General features: G+C 72.7%; 15 protein-coding genes. 10 read left to right on the top strand and 5 right to left on the bottom strand.

Going from position 1 to position 17,659, the window contains the following annotated elements:
• Nucleotides 1-146 precede the first annotated feature (146 nt).
• The 4 genes from G5C51_RS28865 to G5C51_RS28850 all read left to right on the top strand — a co-directional run bounded on the left by G5C51_RS28865 (nucleotide 147) and on the right by G5C51_RS28850 (nucleotide 4,628).
• The gene (locus G5C51_RS28865) at nucleotides 147-935 is read left to right on the top strand and encodes a DUF4142 domain-containing protein (RefSeq protein ID WP_165241339.1); all 789 of its coding nucleotides are present in this window, start codon (nucleotides 147-149) and stop codon (nucleotides 933-935) included.
• 5 nt (nucleotides 936-940) lie between these two features.
• Nucleotides 941-2,053 (top strand): DUF1996 domain-containing protein, encoded by a 1,113-nt coding sequence (locus G5C51_RS28860; protein ID WP_165241337.1) that lies wholly within the window; start codon nucleotides 941-943, stop codon nucleotides 2,051-2,053.
• A 54-nt stretch (nucleotides 2,054-2,107) separates the two neighbouring features.
• On the top strand, nucleotides 2,108-2,908 hold the full coding sequence (locus tag G5C51_RS28855) for a TIGR04222 domain-containing membrane protein (RefSeq protein WP_165241335.1): 801 nt from the start codon (nucleotides 2,108-2,110) through the stop codon (nucleotides 2,906-2,908).
• A gap of 103 nt (nucleotides 2,909-3,011) precedes the next feature.
• Nucleotides 3,012-4,628: an alpha/beta hydrolase gene (locus G5C51_RS28850; protein WP_338118328.1), complete on the top strand. Its 1,617-nt coding sequence runs from the start codon at nucleotides 3,012-3,014 to the stop codon at nucleotides 4,626-4,628.
• 115 nt (nucleotides 4,629-4,743) lie between these two features.
• Here the strand turns inward: G5C51_RS28850 and hemQ are convergent, their stop codons facing one another.
• On the bottom strand, nucleotides 4,744-5,466 hold the full coding sequence (gene hemQ / locus G5C51_RS28845) for a hydrogen peroxide-dependent heme synthase (protein ID WP_165241331.1): 723 nt from the start codon (nucleotides 5,464-5,466) through the stop codon (nucleotides 4,744-4,746).
• The gene (hemG, locus tag G5C51_RS28840; RefSeq protein ID WP_165241329.1) at nucleotides 5,463-6,878 is read right to left on the bottom strand and encodes a protoporphyrinogen oxidase; all 1,416 of its coding nucleotides are present in this window, start codon (nucleotides 6,876-6,878) and stop codon (nucleotides 5,463-5,465) included. The genes hemQ and hemG overlap by 4 nt, the downstream gene beginning before the upstream one ends.
• 118 nt (nucleotides 6,879-6,996) lie before the next feature.
• On the opposite strand from hemG, the gene G5C51_RS28835 reads away from it, so the two are divergent.
• The 5 genes from G5C51_RS28835 (at nucleotide 6,997) to G5C51_RS28815 (ending at nucleotide 13,475) form a co-directional block, all read left to right on the top strand.
• Nucleotides 6,997-7,890, top strand: a complete 894-nt coding sequence (locus G5C51_RS28835) for a DUF4349 domain-containing protein (protein ID WP_165241327.1) — start codon at nucleotides 6,997-6,999, stop codon at nucleotides 7,888-7,890.
• A gap of 85 nt (nucleotides 7,891-7,975) precedes the next feature.
• A complete protein-coding gene (locus tag G5C51_RS28830) occupies nucleotides 7,976-9,364 on the top strand; it encodes an FAD-dependent oxidoreductase (RefSeq protein WP_165241325.1) in 1,389 nt (462 codons plus the stop codon).
• A gap of 78 nt (nucleotides 9,365-9,442) precedes the next feature.
• A complete protein-coding gene (locus G5C51_RS28825) occupies nucleotides 9,443-11,632 on the top strand; it encodes an MMPL family transporter (protein WP_165241323.1) in 2,190 nt (729 codons plus the stop codon).
• 5 nt (nucleotides 11,633-11,637) lie between these two features.
• Entirely contained in the window at nucleotides 11,638-12,831 is a 1,194-nt protein-coding gene (locus G5C51_RS28820) for a sensor histidine kinase (RefSeq protein WP_165241321.1), read from the top strand.
• 23 nt (nucleotides 12,832-12,854) lie between these two features.
• Nucleotides 12,855-13,475: a response regulator gene (locus tag G5C51_RS28815; protein WP_165241341.1), complete on the top strand. Its 621-nt coding sequence runs from the start codon at nucleotides 12,855-12,857 to the stop codon at nucleotides 13,473-13,475.
• 3 nt (nucleotides 13,476-13,478) lie between these two features.
• Here G5C51_RS28815 and G5C51_RS28810 read toward each other — a convergent pair whose 3' ends face one another.
• From G5C51_RS28810 to G5C51_RS28800, 3 genes are all read right to left on the bottom strand, one after another.
• Complete coding sequence (locus G5C51_RS28810) at nucleotides 13,479-14,774, bottom strand: HRDC domain-containing protein (RefSeq protein WP_165241319.1); 1,296 nt, start codon at nucleotides 14,772-14,774, stop codon at nucleotides 13,479-13,481.
• Between the two features lie 92 nt (nucleotides 14,775-14,866).
• A complete protein-coding gene (locus tag G5C51_RS28805; protein WP_165241317.1) occupies nucleotides 14,867-15,568 on the bottom strand; it encodes a LuxR C-terminal-related transcriptional regulator in 702 nt (233 codons plus the stop codon).
• Between the two features lie 207 nt (nucleotides 15,569-15,775).
• The gene (locus G5C51_RS28800; RefSeq protein WP_165241315.1) at nucleotides 15,776-16,459 is read right to left on the bottom strand and encodes a DUF3000 domain-containing protein; all 684 of its coding nucleotides are present in this window, start codon (nucleotides 16,457-16,459) and stop codon (nucleotides 15,776-15,778) included.
• Nucleotides 16,460-16,573: 114 nt separating this feature from the next.
• Between G5C51_RS28800 and hemE the strand changes: the two genes are divergently transcribed.
• A complete protein-coding gene (hemE, locus tag G5C51_RS28795; RefSeq protein ID WP_165241313.1) occupies nucleotides 16,574-17,641 on the top strand; it encodes a uroporphyrinogen decarboxylase in 1,068 nt (355 codons plus the stop codon).
• The last annotated feature ends 18 nt before the right edge of the window (nucleotides 17,642-17,659 follow it).

The raw sequence follows: 17,659 nt of genomic DNA, 5'->3' as shown, positions 1-17,659 counted from the left end.
GGGGTGGAGGAGGCGGTGGCGGAGCCTGACCCCGCCGTGAAACGGCCCAACGTACCAAGACCAAACGTCAGTTGGGCCGTTTCCTCGAACGCGTGACGGGATCTGCACAGATCTCACTAGCGTGCGGTGCCGCACCAGGAGGCACCATGCGAACTGTCACCGGCACCGGACTTGTCGTCAGCGCCCTCGCGGCGACGCTCGCCGCACTGCTGCTGCCGGTGCTCTCCTTCCGCGGCGGTCCGGGGGCCGGCAGCACGCAGACCGTCGCCACCGAATTCGGGCCGCTGTCGGCCGCCGACCGGGACTTCGTCATACGGGTCCGGCTGGCCGGGTTATGGGAGCTGCCCGCCGGCCAGCAGGCGCAGGAGCGGGGTGCCACGGCGGCCGTACGGACCGCGGGCAAGCATCTCGTCGAGGGCCACACGACACTCGACGCCTCCGTCCGCAAGGCGGCAGGGAAGCTCGGCATGGAGCTGCCGAGCCAGCCCAACGCGCAGCAGCGGCGCTGGCTGGACGAGCTGACCGCGGCCCGCGGCGCCGAGTACGAGAAGAAGTTCGCGAACATCCTGCGCATCGCCCACGGCAAGGTCTTCGCCGTCGTCGCCCAGATCCGCGCCACCACCCGCAACAACCTGGTGCGCGCCCTCGCCGACGAGGCGAACACGACCGTGCTCGACCACATCACCGTGCTGGAGAACACCGGCCTGGTGGACTTCGACGCCCTCGTGCGCGACGCGGAGACGGCCTCGCCGCCGCCACCTCCGGCCGTACCGCCCCCGTCCCCGAAAGCCTCCCGGCCGGAGGCCGCACCGGCGTCACCGTCGCGCACCTACCCGCTTCCCCCGCCCACCCAGCGACCGGAGAGGAGCACGAAACCGAAGCCGCCCGGCAGCCCCGGGCCCCCGAGCAAGTCGGACAAGCCAGGGAAGAAGTGACCCCCATGTACCACCCCCCACGGCACAGACGGCGCCTGGGCGCCAAGCACCTGATCCTCTTCGCGTTACTCGCGCTGCTCGGCTCCGGCGGCGCGTACGGCCTGGCGACGGGCAGCGCCTCGGCGCACCGGACGCAGCCGTCGCCCTCGCCGTCGCTGCCGTCCGCGGGCGAGCCGTCGGCCAGTACGAGCCCGTCCGGCGCGCCCCCGTCCAGCGCGGCCCCCTCGCCCTCCGCCTCCCACTCCGGCGGCCACGCCGGGCCGACCGAGGCCGACTTCGCCGACATCGCCACCGGCGCCCGCGCCGACCGCCCCCGCAACCAGCGCGGCGCCTCCACCGGCACCTTCACCACCCGCTGCGGCCGCAACACCGAGGGCCACCGCAACCCGGACAACTTCATCGTCGCCCCCGGCGTGCAGAACGGCGCCCACCACCAGCACGACTACGTCGGCAACGTCTCCACCGACGCCTTCTCCACCGCCGACTCCCTCCGCGCCGCGGACACGACCTGCGCCAACGGCGACAAGTCGACCTACTTCTGGCCGGTCCTGCGCGACCGCACCGCCGCCGACAACGCCGACGACCCCGACGGCAACGCCGGCCGTATCCTCACCCCCACCCGCGTCTCCCTCACCTTCCGCGGCAACCCGGCCGCGAAGGTCACGAAGATGCCGGAGGACCTGCGGGTCATCACCGGCGACGCGAAGGCGTTCACCAACGGCCCCGCCAACGCCCGCGCCCAGTGGACCTGCACCGGCGCCGGCGGCCGCGTGCTGACGGACAAATACCCGATCTGTCCCGAGGACAGCCGGGTGGTCCGCGTCCTCGACTTCCCCAGCTGCTGGGACGGCGCCAATACGGACAGCGCCAACCACCGCACCCACATCGTCTTCCCGGACCGCGCCACCGGCCGCTGCCCGTCCGGTACGAAGCCGGTGCCGCAGCTGCGGATGCGGCTGACGTACGACGCACCCGAGGCCCCGGACTTCGCGGTCGACTCCTTCCCGGAGCAACTCCACAAACCGGTCACGGATCACGGCGATTTCGCCAACTTCATGCCGACTGCGGTCATGGACCGCGCCGTTCGCTGCATCAACGGCGGCCGCCGCTGCGGCTGACCGAATCCTGGAAACCTCTGGCGCTCATGTCACCACCTGGCATACAACTCCGCCATGTGGGTGCTCCTGCTCGTCCTCGCCTGGTTCGTCGCCCTGATCGCCTGCGGCCGCCTCTGTCTGGCCGCCGTGGCGGCCTCCCGGCTGCCCGAGCCGCCGTCCTCCGTCCGCGACGGGAGCGAACTCGCCCTGCGTGAGACGGCGTTCCTGGCCGGCGGCCCGACCCGGGTCGTCGACGTGACGCTGGTGCGGATGGCGCGGGAGCGGCGACTGCTGCTCGCCCACACGGGCTGGGTAACGGTCGCCGCGCCCGAGGCCCGCGACGACATCGAGGGCGCGGTGCTGGACGCCATCGGCCCCGACGGCCAGGCCCGGATCCCGCTGGTGCGCACCGCGGCCGCGGCGGACGAGGCGATGGCGGCGCTGGACGACCGGCTGTCCGCCATGGGCCTCGCCGTCCCGCGGGCGACCCGGGAGGCGGTGCGCGGCGGGATCCGGCAGGTACGGAAGGCCGGGGTCGCCGTGGTGCTGCTGGCGCTGACCGCCGGCGCGCTGCACCCGGCGGGGACGGGCTCCTCGCTGCTGTGGGGCTGGTTCTCGCTGCCGCTGGTGCTGGTCACCGGCTGCCTGGTGGTGGCGTGGATAGAGGTCCACCCGTACACCCAGTGGGCCTCCATACCCGGTCAGCAGCTGCTCGCCCGGATGGGCATACCGCGCCCCCGCCGCGGCGGCCTCGCCGAGGACCCCGACTCCCCCGCGGACGAGGCGGCGCTGCTGACCGCGGTCGCGGTACGCGGCCCCGCGGCGCTGCCGGAGGCGGGCATGCGGGCGGCGCTGGCGCCGACGATGCGCAAGTAGTCGCCCGGCCTCGCGACACCCCGGCGCGCGTCCTTTACTTCCCTAACTGACCAGCGAATTATCCCTTTTATCCCGTTGGCCAGTTTCCATGGAAGGGACGCCTGTGAGGGCTGCTGCCGCGCTGTACGGAATCGTCGGATCACTCGCCCTCACCGCCTTGGCGGCCGCCCCGGCAGCGGATGCCACCTCAGCGGAACACTCACCGGAGACCCGCGGCGTCACCGCCGCCGTCGCCGACGCCACCGAGGCCGGCATCAAGTGGGGCCGCTGCCACCCCGACGAGGAGCTCTCCACCCCGGCGAAGTGCGGCACCGTCTCCGTACCCCTCGACTACGCCCACCCCGAGGGCCGCAAGCTCAAGCTCGACGTCAGCCGCGTCGAGGCCGCGGACCCGAAGCAGCGGCAGGGCGCGCTCGTGTTCAACCCCGGCGGCCCCGGCGGCTCCGGCATGTACTTCCCGCAGCTCGCCACCACCCCCGAGTGGTCGAAGGTGGCGAAGGCGTACGACTTCATCGGCTACGCGCCGCGCGGCGTCGAGCGCTCAGGCCGGATCTCCTGCCAGGACCCGAAGGCGTTCAACAAGGCCCCGACGCACAGCCCGCAGCGCCCGACCGAGGCCGACAAGCGCGAACGCATCGCCCAGGCGCAGGCCTACGCCCGCGGCTGCGCGAAGATCCCGGGCGTCGAGCACTACAACTCCCTCAACAACGCCCGCGACCTCGAGGTCCTCCGCGCCGCCCTCGGCGAGAAGAAGCTCAACTTCGTCGGCGCCTCCTACGGCACCTACTTCGGCGCCCTGTACGCCACCCTCTTCCCCGAGCACGTCCGCCGCTTCGTCTTCGACAGCGTCGTCGACCCGCGCCCGGAGCAGATCTGGTACGGCAACAACCTCATCCAGTCCGCCGCCTTCGAGGACCGCTGGGCGGCCTTCCACCGCTGGGTCGCGAAGCACGACGACACGTACCACCTGGGCCGTACGCCCCAGGAGGTGCGGAACGCGTACGAGAAGGTGCGGGCGGACGTCCAGGCCAAGCCCGCCGGCGGGAAGATCGGCACCAAGCAGCTGCAGTCCGCCTTCCTCAAGACCGGTTACGCGGACGACTACTGGCCGTACGCCGCCACCGCCCTCTCCGACCACCTGGCGGGCAAGCCGCAGACCCTGGTCGACTTCGCGGCCGTCAGCCCCGAGGACCACGCGCTGGAGGAGAACGGCAACGCGGTCTACACGGCCGTCGAGTGCAACGACGCCCCCTGGCCGCGCGACTGGGCCACCTGGGACCGCGACAACACCCGGCTGGCGCGCAAGGCCCCCTTCGAGACGTGGGACAACGTCTGGATGAACCTCCCCTGCGCCTTCTGGACCGCGCCTCAGCAGCGCCCCGCCCAGGTCGGCACCCAGCCAGGCGCCACGCCCCCGGTGCTGATCCTCGCCGCCGAGGAGGACGCGGCCACCCCGTACGCGGGCGCCCGCGAGCTGCTGTCCAGGATCCCCGACGCCTCGCTGGTCACCGAGCGGGACTCGGGCTCGCACGGCATCTCCGGCGGCCCGAACGCGTGCGTGAACGGCCACATGGACGCGTACCTGCTGCACGGCACGACGCCCGGCACGAACGCGCTGCAGGCCAACGGCAACAACGGCGCCTCGCCCCGCGAGGCCACCTGCAGCCCGCACAAGACGCCGAAGGCCGACCGCCAGGTCATGCGGTCGGCCGAGGGCTAGGGCTTACGGAGCTCAGGCGAGGTCGGCCACCAGCTGGCCGACCTCCTTGCGCCGCCCGGTGCTGCATCTCCCGGGGGATGACCCCCGGACCCCCAGCCGAGCCGGCGCCCTGCCGCTATGCCAGATCCGCCACCAGCTCTGAGACCTCCTTGCGCCGCCCGGTGTAGAACGGCACCTCCTCGCGCACGTGCATCCGGGCCTCCGAGGCCCGCAGGTGGCGCATGAGGTCGACGATCCGGTACAGCTCATCGGCCTCGAAGGCGAGCAGCCACTCGTAGTCGCCGAGGGAGAAGGACGCGACGGTGTTGGCGCGCACGTCCGGGTAGCCGCGGGCCATCTTGCCGTGGTCGGCGAGCATCCGGCGGCGGTCCTCGTCGGGCAGCAGGTACCAGTCGTAGGAGCGCACGAAGGGGTACACGGACACGTAGTTCCGCGGCGTCTCGTCGGCGAGGAACGCCGGGATGTGCGACTTGTTGAACTCGGCCGGCCGGTGCAGCGCCATGTTGGACCAAACCGGCTCCAGCGCGCGGCCCAGCTTCGTCCGCCGGAAGCGGTTGTACGCGTCCTGCAGCTCGTCCGCGGTCTCGGCGTGCCACCAGATCATGAGGTCGGCGTCGGCCCGCAGCCCCGACACGTCGTACGTGCCGCGCACGGTGACGTCCTTGGCGGCGAGCTGGTCGAACAGCTCCTGCACCTCGTCGGCGTACCCGGTCCGGTCCTCCGGCAGCACGTCCTTCAGCTTGAAGACGGACCACAGGGTGTACCGGATGACCTCGTTGAGGTCCTTGGCCTTCTTGCCGGCGTTGGGGGCCTTCGCGGCGGGTGCGGAGTCAGTCATGCGCCTATTGTCCCAGCTCCGCCGAGCACCTCGTCGGCGGCCCCGTACCCGCTCGCGATCACGGCCGGGATGCCGACGCCGTCGTACGCGGCACCGGCGACGGCGAGGCCCGGGAGATGATCCAGCTGGCCGCGGATCCGCGCGACGCGGGCGTGGTGGCCGACGGGGTACTGGGGCAGGCCGTCGTTCCAGCGCGTCACGCGGGTGGCCACGGGCCGTGCGCTCAGGCCGACGGCGGCCTTGAGGTCCTGCTGTGCGATCTCGGTCAGCTCCTCGTCCGGGCGCTGAAGGATCTCGGTCTCGCCGTAGCGGCCCATGGAAGCGCGCAGCACGACGAGGCCGGGGTTCTCGTCGGCGATCCATCCCCACTTCTGGGAGGCGAAGGTGGAGGCCTTGATGCGGTGCCCGTCGACGGGCGGGACGAGGAAGCCGCTGCCCGCGGGGAGCTCGATGTCGGCGCGGCGGTAGGCGAGGGTGGTGAGCGCCATGGAGGCGTACTCGATGGTGCGCAGCTCCGCCGCGGCGGCGGGGGCGGGCAGGTCCAGGAGCCGGGCGGCGTGGGGCGCGGGCACGGCCAGCACCACGGCGTCGGCCTCGATGGCTGCCGCGGACCGCGGCCGGACCACCCAGCGGTCGCCGCTCCACTCCACCGCCTCGACCTCGGTGTCCAGCTCGATCGCGCCGCCCCGGGCCCGTACCGCCTCCGCGACCGCGAGCGGCAGCGCGCCCACGCCGCCCTCGATGCCCATGAAGACGGGGCCGGTCTGCTGCCGCTCAGCGGCCTTGCGCTGCAGGTCAGCGACGCCGTCGAGGAGGGAGCCGTGGCTGCGGGCGGCCTCGTAGAGCTGGGGCACGGCCATGCGCAGCGAGAGGCGGTACGCGTCGCCGGCGTACACCCCGCCGAGGAGCGGCTCGACGAGCCGGTCGACGACCTCGCGGCCGACGCGGGCGGCGACGTACTCGCCGACCGCGATGTCCTCGCCGACCTCGGTGGGCGGCAGTTCGCGGTCGCGTTCGATCCGGGCCAGGCCCTCCCGGGACAGCACGCCGGACAGCGAGGAGGCGTCGGCCGGCACGCCCATCACATGACCCTTGGGCATGGGCCGCAGCTCGCCCCGGTTCCACAGCGAGGCGGTGGCCGTGGCGGGCGGCTGCAGCCGGTCCGCGAGGCCCACCTCGCGGGCGAGCGCCACGGCCTCCGGGCGGCGGGCGAGCATCGACTCGGCGCCGAGATCCACGCGGACGCCCTCGATCTCGCCGGCGTGCAGCTTGCCGCCGAGGCGGCCGGAGCCCTCGAGCACGGTGACGCGCGCGCCACTGCCGAGCAGCCGGTGAGCGGTGGCGAGCCCGGCGATCCCGCCACCGACGACAACGACCTGCGGGCGGCCGCCCGTACCGTGCAAATCACTCATACGGACACTCTCTCACCTGCCCGAACATAACGAATCGGCACCTTCCCCCCGCGCGAGGCAACCGCCCGCACCGGCCCCCCGTCGAACCCGCATCAACCATGACGAACCCGGGGGCATCATGCGCAGACGCGTCGCCTTTCTGATCTCCGTTCTGCTGGCCGCGGTACTCGCGGTCGCGGGCTGCACCGGCACTTCCGACCAGTCCGGCGGCGACGGCGCCAAGGCCGCCGAGGACTTCGATAACAAGGGCGGCGCCGCCAAGGGCGGAGGCGGAAAGGGCCAGGGGGACCTCAGCGGCGGCAAGAAGACCAAGCCGGTCAAGGCCGTCCCCACCGCCCTGATCCGTACGGCCGACCTCACCATCAGCACCAAGACCCCCCAGGGCCTGGCCGCTTCCGCCCGCACCGCCGCCGAGAACGCCGGCGGCTACGTGGGCAACGAGCGCTCCACCCCCGACCGCACCGTCCTCACCCTCCGTGTCCCCGCCGCCGAGTACGAGGACTTCCTGGACGAGGTCTCCCACCTCGAGGGCGGCAAGCTCACCGACAAGGACGAGAGGGTCAAGGACGTCACCGACCAGGTCGTGGACGTCGAGTCCCGGCTGAAGTCGCAGCGCGCCAGCGTCGAGCGCATCCGCAAGCTGATGGACGAGGCGACCAAACTCAGCGACGTCGTCGCCCTGGAGGGCGAGCTCAGCACCCGGCAGGCCGATCTGGAGGCGCTGCAGACCCAGCAGAAGAGCCTGAAGGACCGCACCACCTTCGGCACCATCACGCTGACCCTGACCAAGCAGGACGCGCCGGTCGAGAAGGAGGACGACGAGACCACCATCGCCGCCGCCCTCTCCGGCGGCTGGGACGCCTTCGTCGACACGCTCCGCTGGATCGGCATCGTGCTCGCCGCCGTCCTGCCCTTCGCCGCCGTGCTCGCGGTCCTGATCCTCGGCGTGCGCCTGCTGCTCCCGCGCCTGCCGCGCCGTGCGCCCGCCCCTGCGTCGTCCGAGGAGGACTGAATCGCCCCTGGCGCGGCGCGGCGGCATCGCACACCGTAGCGTTGCCCTCACAGCCTTACGGTGTGAGGCGCGAAGGGAGCTCGGTATGGGGGCCAAGCAGCGGCTGGTGGTCATCGGCGGCGATGCGGCGGGCATGTCCGCCGCATCGCAGGCGCGCCGGATGAAGTCGGAGGACGAGCTGGACATCACCGCGTTCGAGCGCGGCCGGTTCAGCTCGTTCTCGGCCTGCGGCATCCCGTACTGGGTCGGCGGCGACGTGCCCGAGCGCGACCAGCTCATCGCCCGTACGCCCGAGGAGCACCGCCGCCGCGGCATCGACCTCAGGATGCGCACCGAGGTCACCGAGATCGACCTGGACCGCCAGTGCGTGCGCACCCGCGATCTCGAGGAGCCAGGCGCCGAGGAGCGCTGGCACGGCTTCGACCACCTGGTCATCGCCACCGGCGCCCGGCCCGTACGCCCCCCGCTGCCCGGCATGGACGCCCCCGGGGTGCACGGCATCCAGACGCTGGACGACGGTCAGGCGCTGCTGGACACGCTGCAGAAGGAGGAGATCCGCAACGCGGTCGTGATCGGCGCCGGCTACATCGGCGTCGAGATGGCCGAGGCGCTGCGGCACCGGGGCGCCGAGGTCACGGTCCTGGAGCGGGACGACCAGCCGATGTCCACGCTCGACCCGGACATGGGCGCCCTGGTCCACGAGGCGATGAACGGCATGGGCATCCGCACGGTCGCCCGCGCCGCCGCCACCGAGGTGCTCACCGGACCCGACGGCCGGGTGCGGGCGGTGGCGACCGAGGGCGGCGGGGAGTATCGCGCGGACGTCGTCGTGCTGGGCCTCGGCGTCCGGCCCGAGACCTCCCTCGCGAAGGACGCCGGGCTGCCGCTGGGCGAGTCCGGCGGCCTGCTGACGGATCTCGCGATGCGGGTCCGCGGCCACGAGAACGTGTGGGCGGGCGGCGACTGCGTCGAGGTCCTCGACCTGGTGTCGGGCCGTACCCGGCACATCGCCCTGGGCACGCACGCGAACAAGCACGGCCAGGTCATCGGCCGCAATGTGGGCGGCGGCGTGGCCACCTTCCCGGGCGTCGTCGGTACGGCCGTGAGCAAGGTCTGCGACCTGGAGATCGCCCGTACCGGACTGCTGGAGAAGCAGGCGCGGGAGGTGGGCCTGCAGTACGTGACCGCAAAGATCGAGTCGACCAGCCGGGCCGGCTACTACCCGGGCGCGGCCCTGATGACGGTGAAGATGCTCGCCGAGAAGCGCACCGGGCGGCTGCTCGGCGTGCAGATCGTCGGCCGCGAGGGCGCCGGCAAGCGCGTGGACGTCGCGGCGGTGGCGCTGACGGCCGGGATGACGGTGGAGCAGATGACGGCGCTGGATCTCGGGTACGCGCCGCCGTTCTCGCCCGTGTGGGACCCGGTGCTGGTGGCGGCGCGGAAGGCGACGTCGGCGGTGGCCGCGGCCGGGTAGTGTCCACCGGTCGGTGGACAAGGAGTCCCACCGGTCGATGCTGATGGGGAAGGGGCCTGTCCCGACAGCATTTATTGCATGACACATACTCCTGTTCGCATGGCGCGTTGGAGCGCACTGCACCCTGGGCGGGCGATCGTCGGATGGTTCGTCTTTGTCGTCCTGTGCCTGGCCGGTGGCATTGCCACCGGTTCGCATGAAGCCACCACAAAGGACTTCTGGGTCGGCGAGGCCGGCCGCGCCGAGCAGCTGGCGACCGAGGCCGGGATGGAGCGCAAGCCGGTCGAGCACGTGACGATCCGCGGCGGCGATGGCGCCGAGGCCGCGGCCCGGGACATCGCCGCGCGGATGGCGAAGCTCCCCGAGGTCGCGAGCGTCGCCGACCCGGTCCGTTCCCGCGACGGCGACACCCTCCGGGTCTCGGTGACCCTCAAGGGCCCGGAGCTGGAGGGCAAGAAGAACGTCGTACCGCTCCTCGCCGAGACGGAGAAGGCGGCGAAAGCGCACCCGGACCTGGACATCGAGGAGACCGGCTCCCCCGCGATCAGCAAGGGCGTCAACGACCAGCGCGGCAAGGACCTCGCGCTCTCCGAGCGCATCTCGCTGCCGGTCACGCTGATCACGCTGCTGGTGGTCTTCGGCTCCGCGGTGATGGCGGGCGTGCCGCTGCTGCTGGCGCTGACCTCGATCGCCGCCGCGCTGGGCCTGAACATGCTGGCCTCGCACCTGATTCCGGACGCCGGCCTGGGTACGAACCTGATCCTGCTGATCGGCCTGGCGGTCGGCGTCGACTACACGCTCTTCTACCTCAAGCGGGAGCGCGAGGAGCGGGCCCGCGCGGGCGGCCGGCTGTCGTCGGAGGCGCTGGTGGAGCTGGCGGCGGCGACGGCCGGACGGTCGATCGTGATCTCGGGCCTCGCGGTGATCGTCTCCACCGCCACCCTCTACCTCGCCGGCGACGTGATCTTCTCGTCGCTCGCCACCGGCACGGTGCTGGTGGTCGCGGTGGCGGTGGCGAGCTCGCTGACCGTGCTGCCCGCGCTGCTGGTGAAGCTCGGCCGGCGCACCGAGCGCCGGGCCGCCCGCCGAGCCCGGCGCGGCAAGGCGCCGCGGGCCGAACGGGCGGAGACTGGGCGGTTCTTCGCCGCTCTGCTGCGGCCGGCGCAGCGCCGTCCGGCGGCCACGCTCATCGTCTCGGTACTGGCGCTGCTGGCCCTCGCCGTACCCGTGCTGCAGATGAAGCTGATCGACCCGGGCCGCGACACCTTCTCCCGCGACATCCCGGCGATGCAGGCCTACGACCGGCTGACCGGGGACTTCCCGGAGCTGCTGGTGAAGCAGGAGGTGGTGGTGCGGGGCGCGGCCGGGCAGGCCGACGACGTACGGCGGGCGCTGACGGAGCTGGACGAGCGCACGCAGGCGGACAGGCTGTTCGCCAAGCACGCGGCGCCGCAGCTGCGCGCCTCCGCCGACGGCCGTACGCACGTCCTCGAGGTGTCCGTGCCTCACCCCGCCCAGGCCGATGCGGCAGTGCGGTCGCTGGAGCGGCTGCGCGGGGAGTACATCCCGGCGACGACCGGGGAGTTGCGCGGGGTGGAGACGGCGGTCAGCGGGGATGTGGCCCGGGGCCAGGACTATGTGCACCATGAGCGCGGCAAGTTGCCGCTGATGCTCGGGGCGCTGCTGCTGGTGACGTTCCTGATGACGGTGTGGGCGTTCCGCTCGGTGGTGATCGGGCTGCTCGGGGTCGTACTGAACCTGCTGTCGGCGGCCGCCGCACTCGGCCTCATGGTGGCGGTCTTCCAGGGGACCTGGGCCGAGGGGCTGCTGGGCTTCGACTCGATCGGGGCGATCGCGTCGCGGGTGCCGCTGTTCCTCTTCGTGATCCTCTTCGGGCTCTCGATGGACTATCAGGTGTTCGTCGTCAGCCGGATCCAGGAGGCGCGGCAGCGTGGCCTGTCGTCCCGCGAGGCCGTGCTGGAGGGCATCGCGCGGTCGGCAAAGGTGGTCACGAGCGCCGCCGTCGTGATGGTCACCGTCTTCGGCGGCTTCGTCGCCCTGCACCTGGCGGAGATGAAGCAGATGGGCTTCTGCCTGGCGGTGGCGGTGCTGCTGGACGCGGTGGTGATCCGGATGCTGGTGCTGCCGGCTGCGCTGCTGCTCCTGGGCGACCGGGCGTGGTGGCCGTCGCGGCGGGCCGGCGGGAAGGCCGCGGTACCGCGGTTGTCCACAGGTCCGGCCGCCCATGCGCCGGAGATCGTACGCTGACCGGCATGATGCAACGACCGCAGCGCGGCGACCCGTTCTGGATCTGGATGCTCCACGGCTGGGAGGCGTTCTCCTGGGCCATCATCGGGCTGCTGATCCTGCAGACGACGCTGGGCAGCGCCCCGGCGCCGGAGAAGTACGGGTCGCTCGCGCTGATGGGCATCCTCGCGCTCGGGTGGGTGGTGGTGCGCGCCCGTCCCAACCGCCCGCCCGGCGCCGGGTATGCGTATCTCGCCCTGCTCGTGCTCGTGGTGGGCTCGCTCGCCTATCTCCGCGACGGCTTCGGGGTGCTGTACACGCTGGCGCTCCCGCAGTTCGTCATCTTCGCCAACGGGGTGCGCTCCGCGATCGTGAGCAGCGGCCTGGGCGCGCTGGCGATCACGGTCGGCGGCCTGACCCGGGAAGGCTGGACGACCGGGAATGTCACGGCCAACGTCATCTCGTCCCTCGCGGTCTACGCGGTCAGCATCACCCTCACGCTCCTCACGCCCCGGGCGCTGGAGATACGGGACGAGCGGGCCCAGCTGCGCAAGCAGCTGGCCGGCGCCGAGGCCGAGGTGGCGGATCTCCAGCGGCGGCAGGGCGCGGCAGAGGAGCGCGAGCGGCTGGCCCGGGAGATCCACGACACCCTGGCCCAGGGCTTCGCCTCGATCATTGTGCTCGCGGAGGCGGCCCGCACCGGCCTTGCCACGGACTCCGTGCGCAGCGCCCAGCAGCTCACCTCCATCGAGCAGACCGCGCGGGAGAATCTCGCGGAGGCCCGCGCCCTGGTCGGCTCCGGCGCCCGGAGCGCCGCGCCGGGCGCCTCGGCCGACGCGCTCCGCCGCACCCTCGACCGCTTCACGGAGGACACCGGCATCGCGGTCTCGGCCGAGCTGCCGGACCTCGACCTCGACCAGCCGACCCGCATCGCCCTGCTGCGCTGCACGCAGGAGTCGCTGGCCAATGTGCGCAAGCACGCGGACGCCTCCGCCGTCGGCGTCGTCCTGACCGCAGGCCCGGACGCCGTCGAGCTGGAGATCACCGACGACGGCCGCGGCTTCCTGGTCGCCGAGGCCGCCGGCTTCGGCCTGGACGGGATGCGCCGGCGCCTCGCCGAGCTCGGCGGCGAGCTCACCGTGACCAGCTCCCCCGGCGACGGCACCCGCGTGCTCGCCGTCCTGCCGGCGAAACTCCCCGCGAAAGGAAGCCCGGCGTGAAGGAACCCAAGCTGCGCGTCATCATGGCCGACGACCATACGGTCATGCGCACCGGACTGGTCGCGCTGCTCTCCGCCGAGCCGTCCATCGAGATCGTCGGGGAGGCCGGCGACGGGCGCGCCGCGGTGTCGCTGGTCGCCGAGATGCAGCCGGACGTCGCGCTGCTGGACCTGCGGATGCCGGTACTGGACGGGGTGGGCGCCACCGAGCAGATTGTGGCCGAGCACCCCGGCACCCGGGTCCTGATCCTCACCACGTACGACACCGACGCCGAGATCGAGCGCGCGGTGGAGGCGGGAGCGACCGGCTATCTGCTGAAGGACGCCACCCGCGAGCGCCTGGTCGAGGCCATCCACGCGGCCTCGCGCGGCGAGACCGTGCTGGCCCCGCGGGTCGCCCAGCGCCTCGTCGCACGGATGCGCCGCCCGGCGACGGTGGAGCTGACCAGCCGCGAGATCGACGTGCTCAACGCCGTCGCCGACGGCCTGTCCAACCCGGAGATCGGCGAGCGGCTGTTCATCGCGGAGGCGACCGTGAAGACGCACCTGCTGCGGGTCTTCGCCAAGCTCGACGTCAGCGACCGCACCCGGGCGGTGGTGGTGGCGATGGAGCAGGGCCTGCTGCGGCGCGAGACCGGCAGCTAGGCGCTACTTCGACTTCGCCGCCCCGTCCAGCGCCGCCGCCAGCAGTGGCGCCACCTGATCGACCTGCCAGGGCCTGGCCCCGTAACCGGTCAGGGCCGCGGCCACGGTGTCCTGCGAGACGTCCGCCGGCGGTTCCCAGCACACCCGGCGGACCGTGTCCGGGGTGATCAGGTTCTCCTGCGGCAGGTGCAGCTCCTCGGCGCGCGCGGTGACCGCCGCGCGGGCCGCGGTGAGGCGCGCCGCGGCGGCCGGGTCCTTGTCCGCCCAGGCGCGCGGCGGCGGGGGCCCGTTCATCGTCTGGCCCTGCTGCGGCAGCTCCGCCTCGGGCAGCGCGCGGGCCCGGTCGACGGCCGCCAGCCACTGCTCCAGCTGCTTGCGTCCCATCCGGTGCCCGAATCCGGGCAGCGCGGCGAGCGCGCGCACGTTGGCCGGCATGTTCAGCGCCGCCTCGACGATGGCGCCGTCGCCGATGACCTTGCCCGGCGAGACGTCGCGCCGCTGCGCGACATGGTCGCGGGCGGTCCACAGCTCGCGCACCACGGCCAGCTGCCGCCGCTTGCGGATCTTGTGCATCCCGGACGTACGCCGCCACGGGTCCTTGCGCGGCGCGGGCGGCGGAGCGGAGGCGATGGCGTCGAACTCCTGCCGCGCCCACTCCAGCTTGCCCTGCTGGTCCAGCTCCTCCTCCAGCGCGTCCCGGAGGTCGACCAGCAGCTCTACATCGAGCGCGGCATAGCGCAGCCACGGCTCGGGCAGCGGCCGCGTCGACCAGTCGACGGCGGAGTGGCCCTTCTCCAGGGCGTAGCCGAGGACGTGCTCCACCATGGCGCCGAGCCCGACCCGGGCGAAGCCGGCGAGCCGCCCGGCGAGCTCCGTATCGAACAGCCGGCGCGGGCGCATGCCTATCTCGTGCAGGCACGGCAGGTCCTGGGTGGCGGCGTGCAGCACCCACTCGGCCCCGTTGATCGCCTCGTCGAGGCGGCTCAGGTCCGGGCATTCCACCGGGTCGACGAGCGCGGTCCCCGCGCCCTCGCGCCGCAGCTGCACGAGGTAGGCCCGCTGCCCGTAGCGATAGCCGCTGGCGCGCTCGGCGTCTACGGCGACGGGGCCCTCACCTGCGGCGAAGGCCTCGACGGCGCGGTCGAGTGCGGCGGCGGACGCGGTGACAGCGGGGATGCCCTCGCGGGGCTCGAGGAGCGGGACCGGCGCCGGATCGGGGTCCGGGGAAGCTTGTGCGGTACTGCGCGGCTCACGTTTGTCAGCAGAGGTGCGTGCAGCGGTGTCTTGGGCGTCGGTCACGTGTCAAGGGTATCTGTGTGTGAGGAGCGCAAGCGCCCGTCGACGGAACGTTCCGTCGACGGGCGCCGCGATTGTGTAGAGGGCGTACGGCCCTAGTGGATGATCCCGGTCCGCAGCGCGACCGCCACCATGCCGGCCCGGTCACCGGTACCGAGCTTGCGGGCGATGCGTGCCAGGTGGGACTTCACCGTGAGCGCCGAGAGGCCCATGGAGACGCCGATGGCCTTGTTCGACTGGCCCTCCGCAACCAGTCGCAGGACCTCGACCTCACGTCCGGACAGCTCCCGGTAGCCACCGGGGTGTCCCGGCGCGCCCTGCTGCCCCGGCTGGCCGTTCTGACCAGGCTGGCCCGGGGCCCCGGGGCGGCGGTGCAGGGCTCCGGCGCGGGCGCCGATGTGGGCGGCTCCCGGCCGGGTCATGCTCAGGTTGGTGCGGGTGCCGGTGACGACGTAGCCCTTGACGCCGCCCGCGAGGGCGTTGCGTACGGCGCCGATGTCGTCGGCGGCGGAGAGGGCCAGACCGTTCGGCCAGCCCGCGGCCCGGGTCTCGGACAGCAGGGTGAGTCCGGAACCGTCGGGGAGGTGGACGTCGGCCACGCAGATGTCGCGCGGGTTGCCGACTCGGGGACGGGCCTCCGCGATGGACGACGCCTCGATCACGTCACGCACCCCGAGCGCCCACAGGTGGCGGGTCACGGTGGAGCGGACTCGGGGGTCGGCCACGACGACCATGGCCGTCGGCTTGTTGGGGCGGTAGGCGACCAGGCTTGTGGGTTGCTCGAGGAGAACAGACACCGGGCCTCCTGATGGCGGTGCGGGGACGGGGACCGGCTTGGGGAAAGCCGGGACTTTTCCGTACTGGAAGGGTCATTCACCTCTTCGGCACCAAACCCGGCGGGCTTTAGTGAATGATCACGAATAGGTGAGAATCCTTCGTAACGGGTTTCGCACGCGCGTCCCCGCGTCACCGCACTGGGCTAGCCGCAGGTGGTTTACGACCGGCTAGCGGGAGGACTGCGGCCCCCGCCGCCGCTGCGGCAGCGTGACCACGCCGGCCTCCGCCAGCGACTCCGCGGGCGCCGGCGGCAGCCCGGCGCACTGGCACAGCAGCTCGCACCAGGCCGCGAGGTGCGCGGCGAAGTCGGCGGCCATCCCCGGCGCCGTCGGCGACTCCCGCGGCGTCCAGGACGCCCGGATCTCGATCTTCGTGGACGGCTCGTGGTCGGCCATCCCCCCGAAGTAGTGCGACGCGGCCCGCGTCACCGTCCCGCTCGGCTCCCCGTACGCGGCGCCGCGCAGGTCGAGCGCCCCGGTCAGCCAGGACCAGCACACCTCGGGCAGCAGCGGGTCGGCGGCCATTTCGGCCTCCAGCTCCGCCCGTACGATCGTGACCATCCGGAAGTGGCCCTGCCAGGCCTCGTGCCCGTCCGGGTCGTGCAGCAGGACGAGGCGGCCGTCGGCCAGCTCCTCGTCGGCGTCCTCGACCAGTGCCTCGAGCGCGTACGCGTACGGGGCCAGCCGCCGGGGTGCGCGAATCGGTTCGAGCTGCACCTCGGGCCGTACGCGGGCGGTGCGCAGCGCCTCAATGCCTTGCCGGAAGGCCGGCGGGGTGTCGGAGGTGCCCTCTCCCTCCCCTTCGGGGAAATCCATAGTTCCGTCCGCCAGATGTCCAGAAGCCGCAGCCATGCGGGGAAGACTAGGGGGAACCGCGGCTTCAGGTGGGGATGACACCCGGGTTGCCGCCGGGCTTGGCCGGGACCTTGCGGCCGGGCACTATCTCACGCGTGCGAGGATTCACATGTGAGTGCCTCGAACAGCCAGCAGCCCGCAGCCAACGCCGCCGCCCAGGATTCGGCCTTTCTCAAGGCCTGCCGCCGCGAGCCGGTGCCGCACACCCCCGTCTGGTTCATGCGTCAGGCAGGGCGCTCGCTGCCGGAGTACCGCAAGGTGCGCGAGGGCGTCGCCATGCTCGACTCGTGCATGCGGCCGGATCTCGTCACTGAGATCACCCTGCAGCCGGTGCGGCGGCACGGTGTCGACGCGGCGATCTACTTCAGCGACATCGTGGTGCCGCTGAAGGCCATCGGCATCGACCTCGACATCAAGCCGGGCGTCGGTCCGGTGGTGGAGCAGCCGATCCGCAGCCATGAGGACCTGGCGCGGCTGCGTGACCTCACGCCCGAGGACGTCTCTTACGTGACCGAGGCGATCGGCATGCTGGTGCGGGAGCTGAGCTCCACGCCGCTGATCGGCTTCGCCGGGGCCCCGTTCACGCTCGCCAGCTATCTGGTCGAGGGCGGGCCGTCCCGTAATCACGAGCACACCAAGGCCATGATGTACGGCGCCCCCGACCTGTGGGCGGCGCTGGTGGACCGGCTGGCGGAGATCACGTCGTCGTTCCTGAAGGTCCAGATCGAGGCGGGCGCGTCGGCGGTGCAGCTCTTCGACTCCTGGGTCGGCGCGCTGGCGCCGGCGGACTACCGGCGGTCGGTGATGCCGGCGTCGGCGAAGGTCTTCGAGTCGGTGGCGTCGTACGGGGTGCCGCGCATCCACTTCGGCGTGGGCACGGGCGAGCTGCTCGGCCTGATGGGCGAGGCGGGCGCCGACGTGGTCGGCGTGGACTGGCGGGTGCCGATGGACGAGGGCGCGCGGCGGGTCGGGCCGGGGAAGGCGCTGCAGGGGAATCTGGACCCGGCGGTGCTCTTCGCGGGCCGCGAGGCGGTGGAGGCCAAGGCGGACGAGGTGCTGGCCGCGGCTGACGGGCTGGAGGGCCACATCTTCAACCTCGGCCACGGGGTGCTCCCGACGACGGACCCGGAGTCGCTGACCCGCCTGGTCGAGTACGTGCACGAGCGCACGTCGCGCTGACGGCTCTTCCCGCCCACC

The sequence above is a fragment of the Streptomyces coryli genome (assembly GCF_011044975.1).
Lineage (GTDB): Bacteria > Actinomycetota > Actinomycetes > Streptomycetales > Streptomycetaceae > Streptomyces > Streptomyces coryli.
The sequence above is the reverse complement of the archived record's forward strand: the minus strand, read 5'-3'. Positions and strand labels throughout refer to the sequence as shown.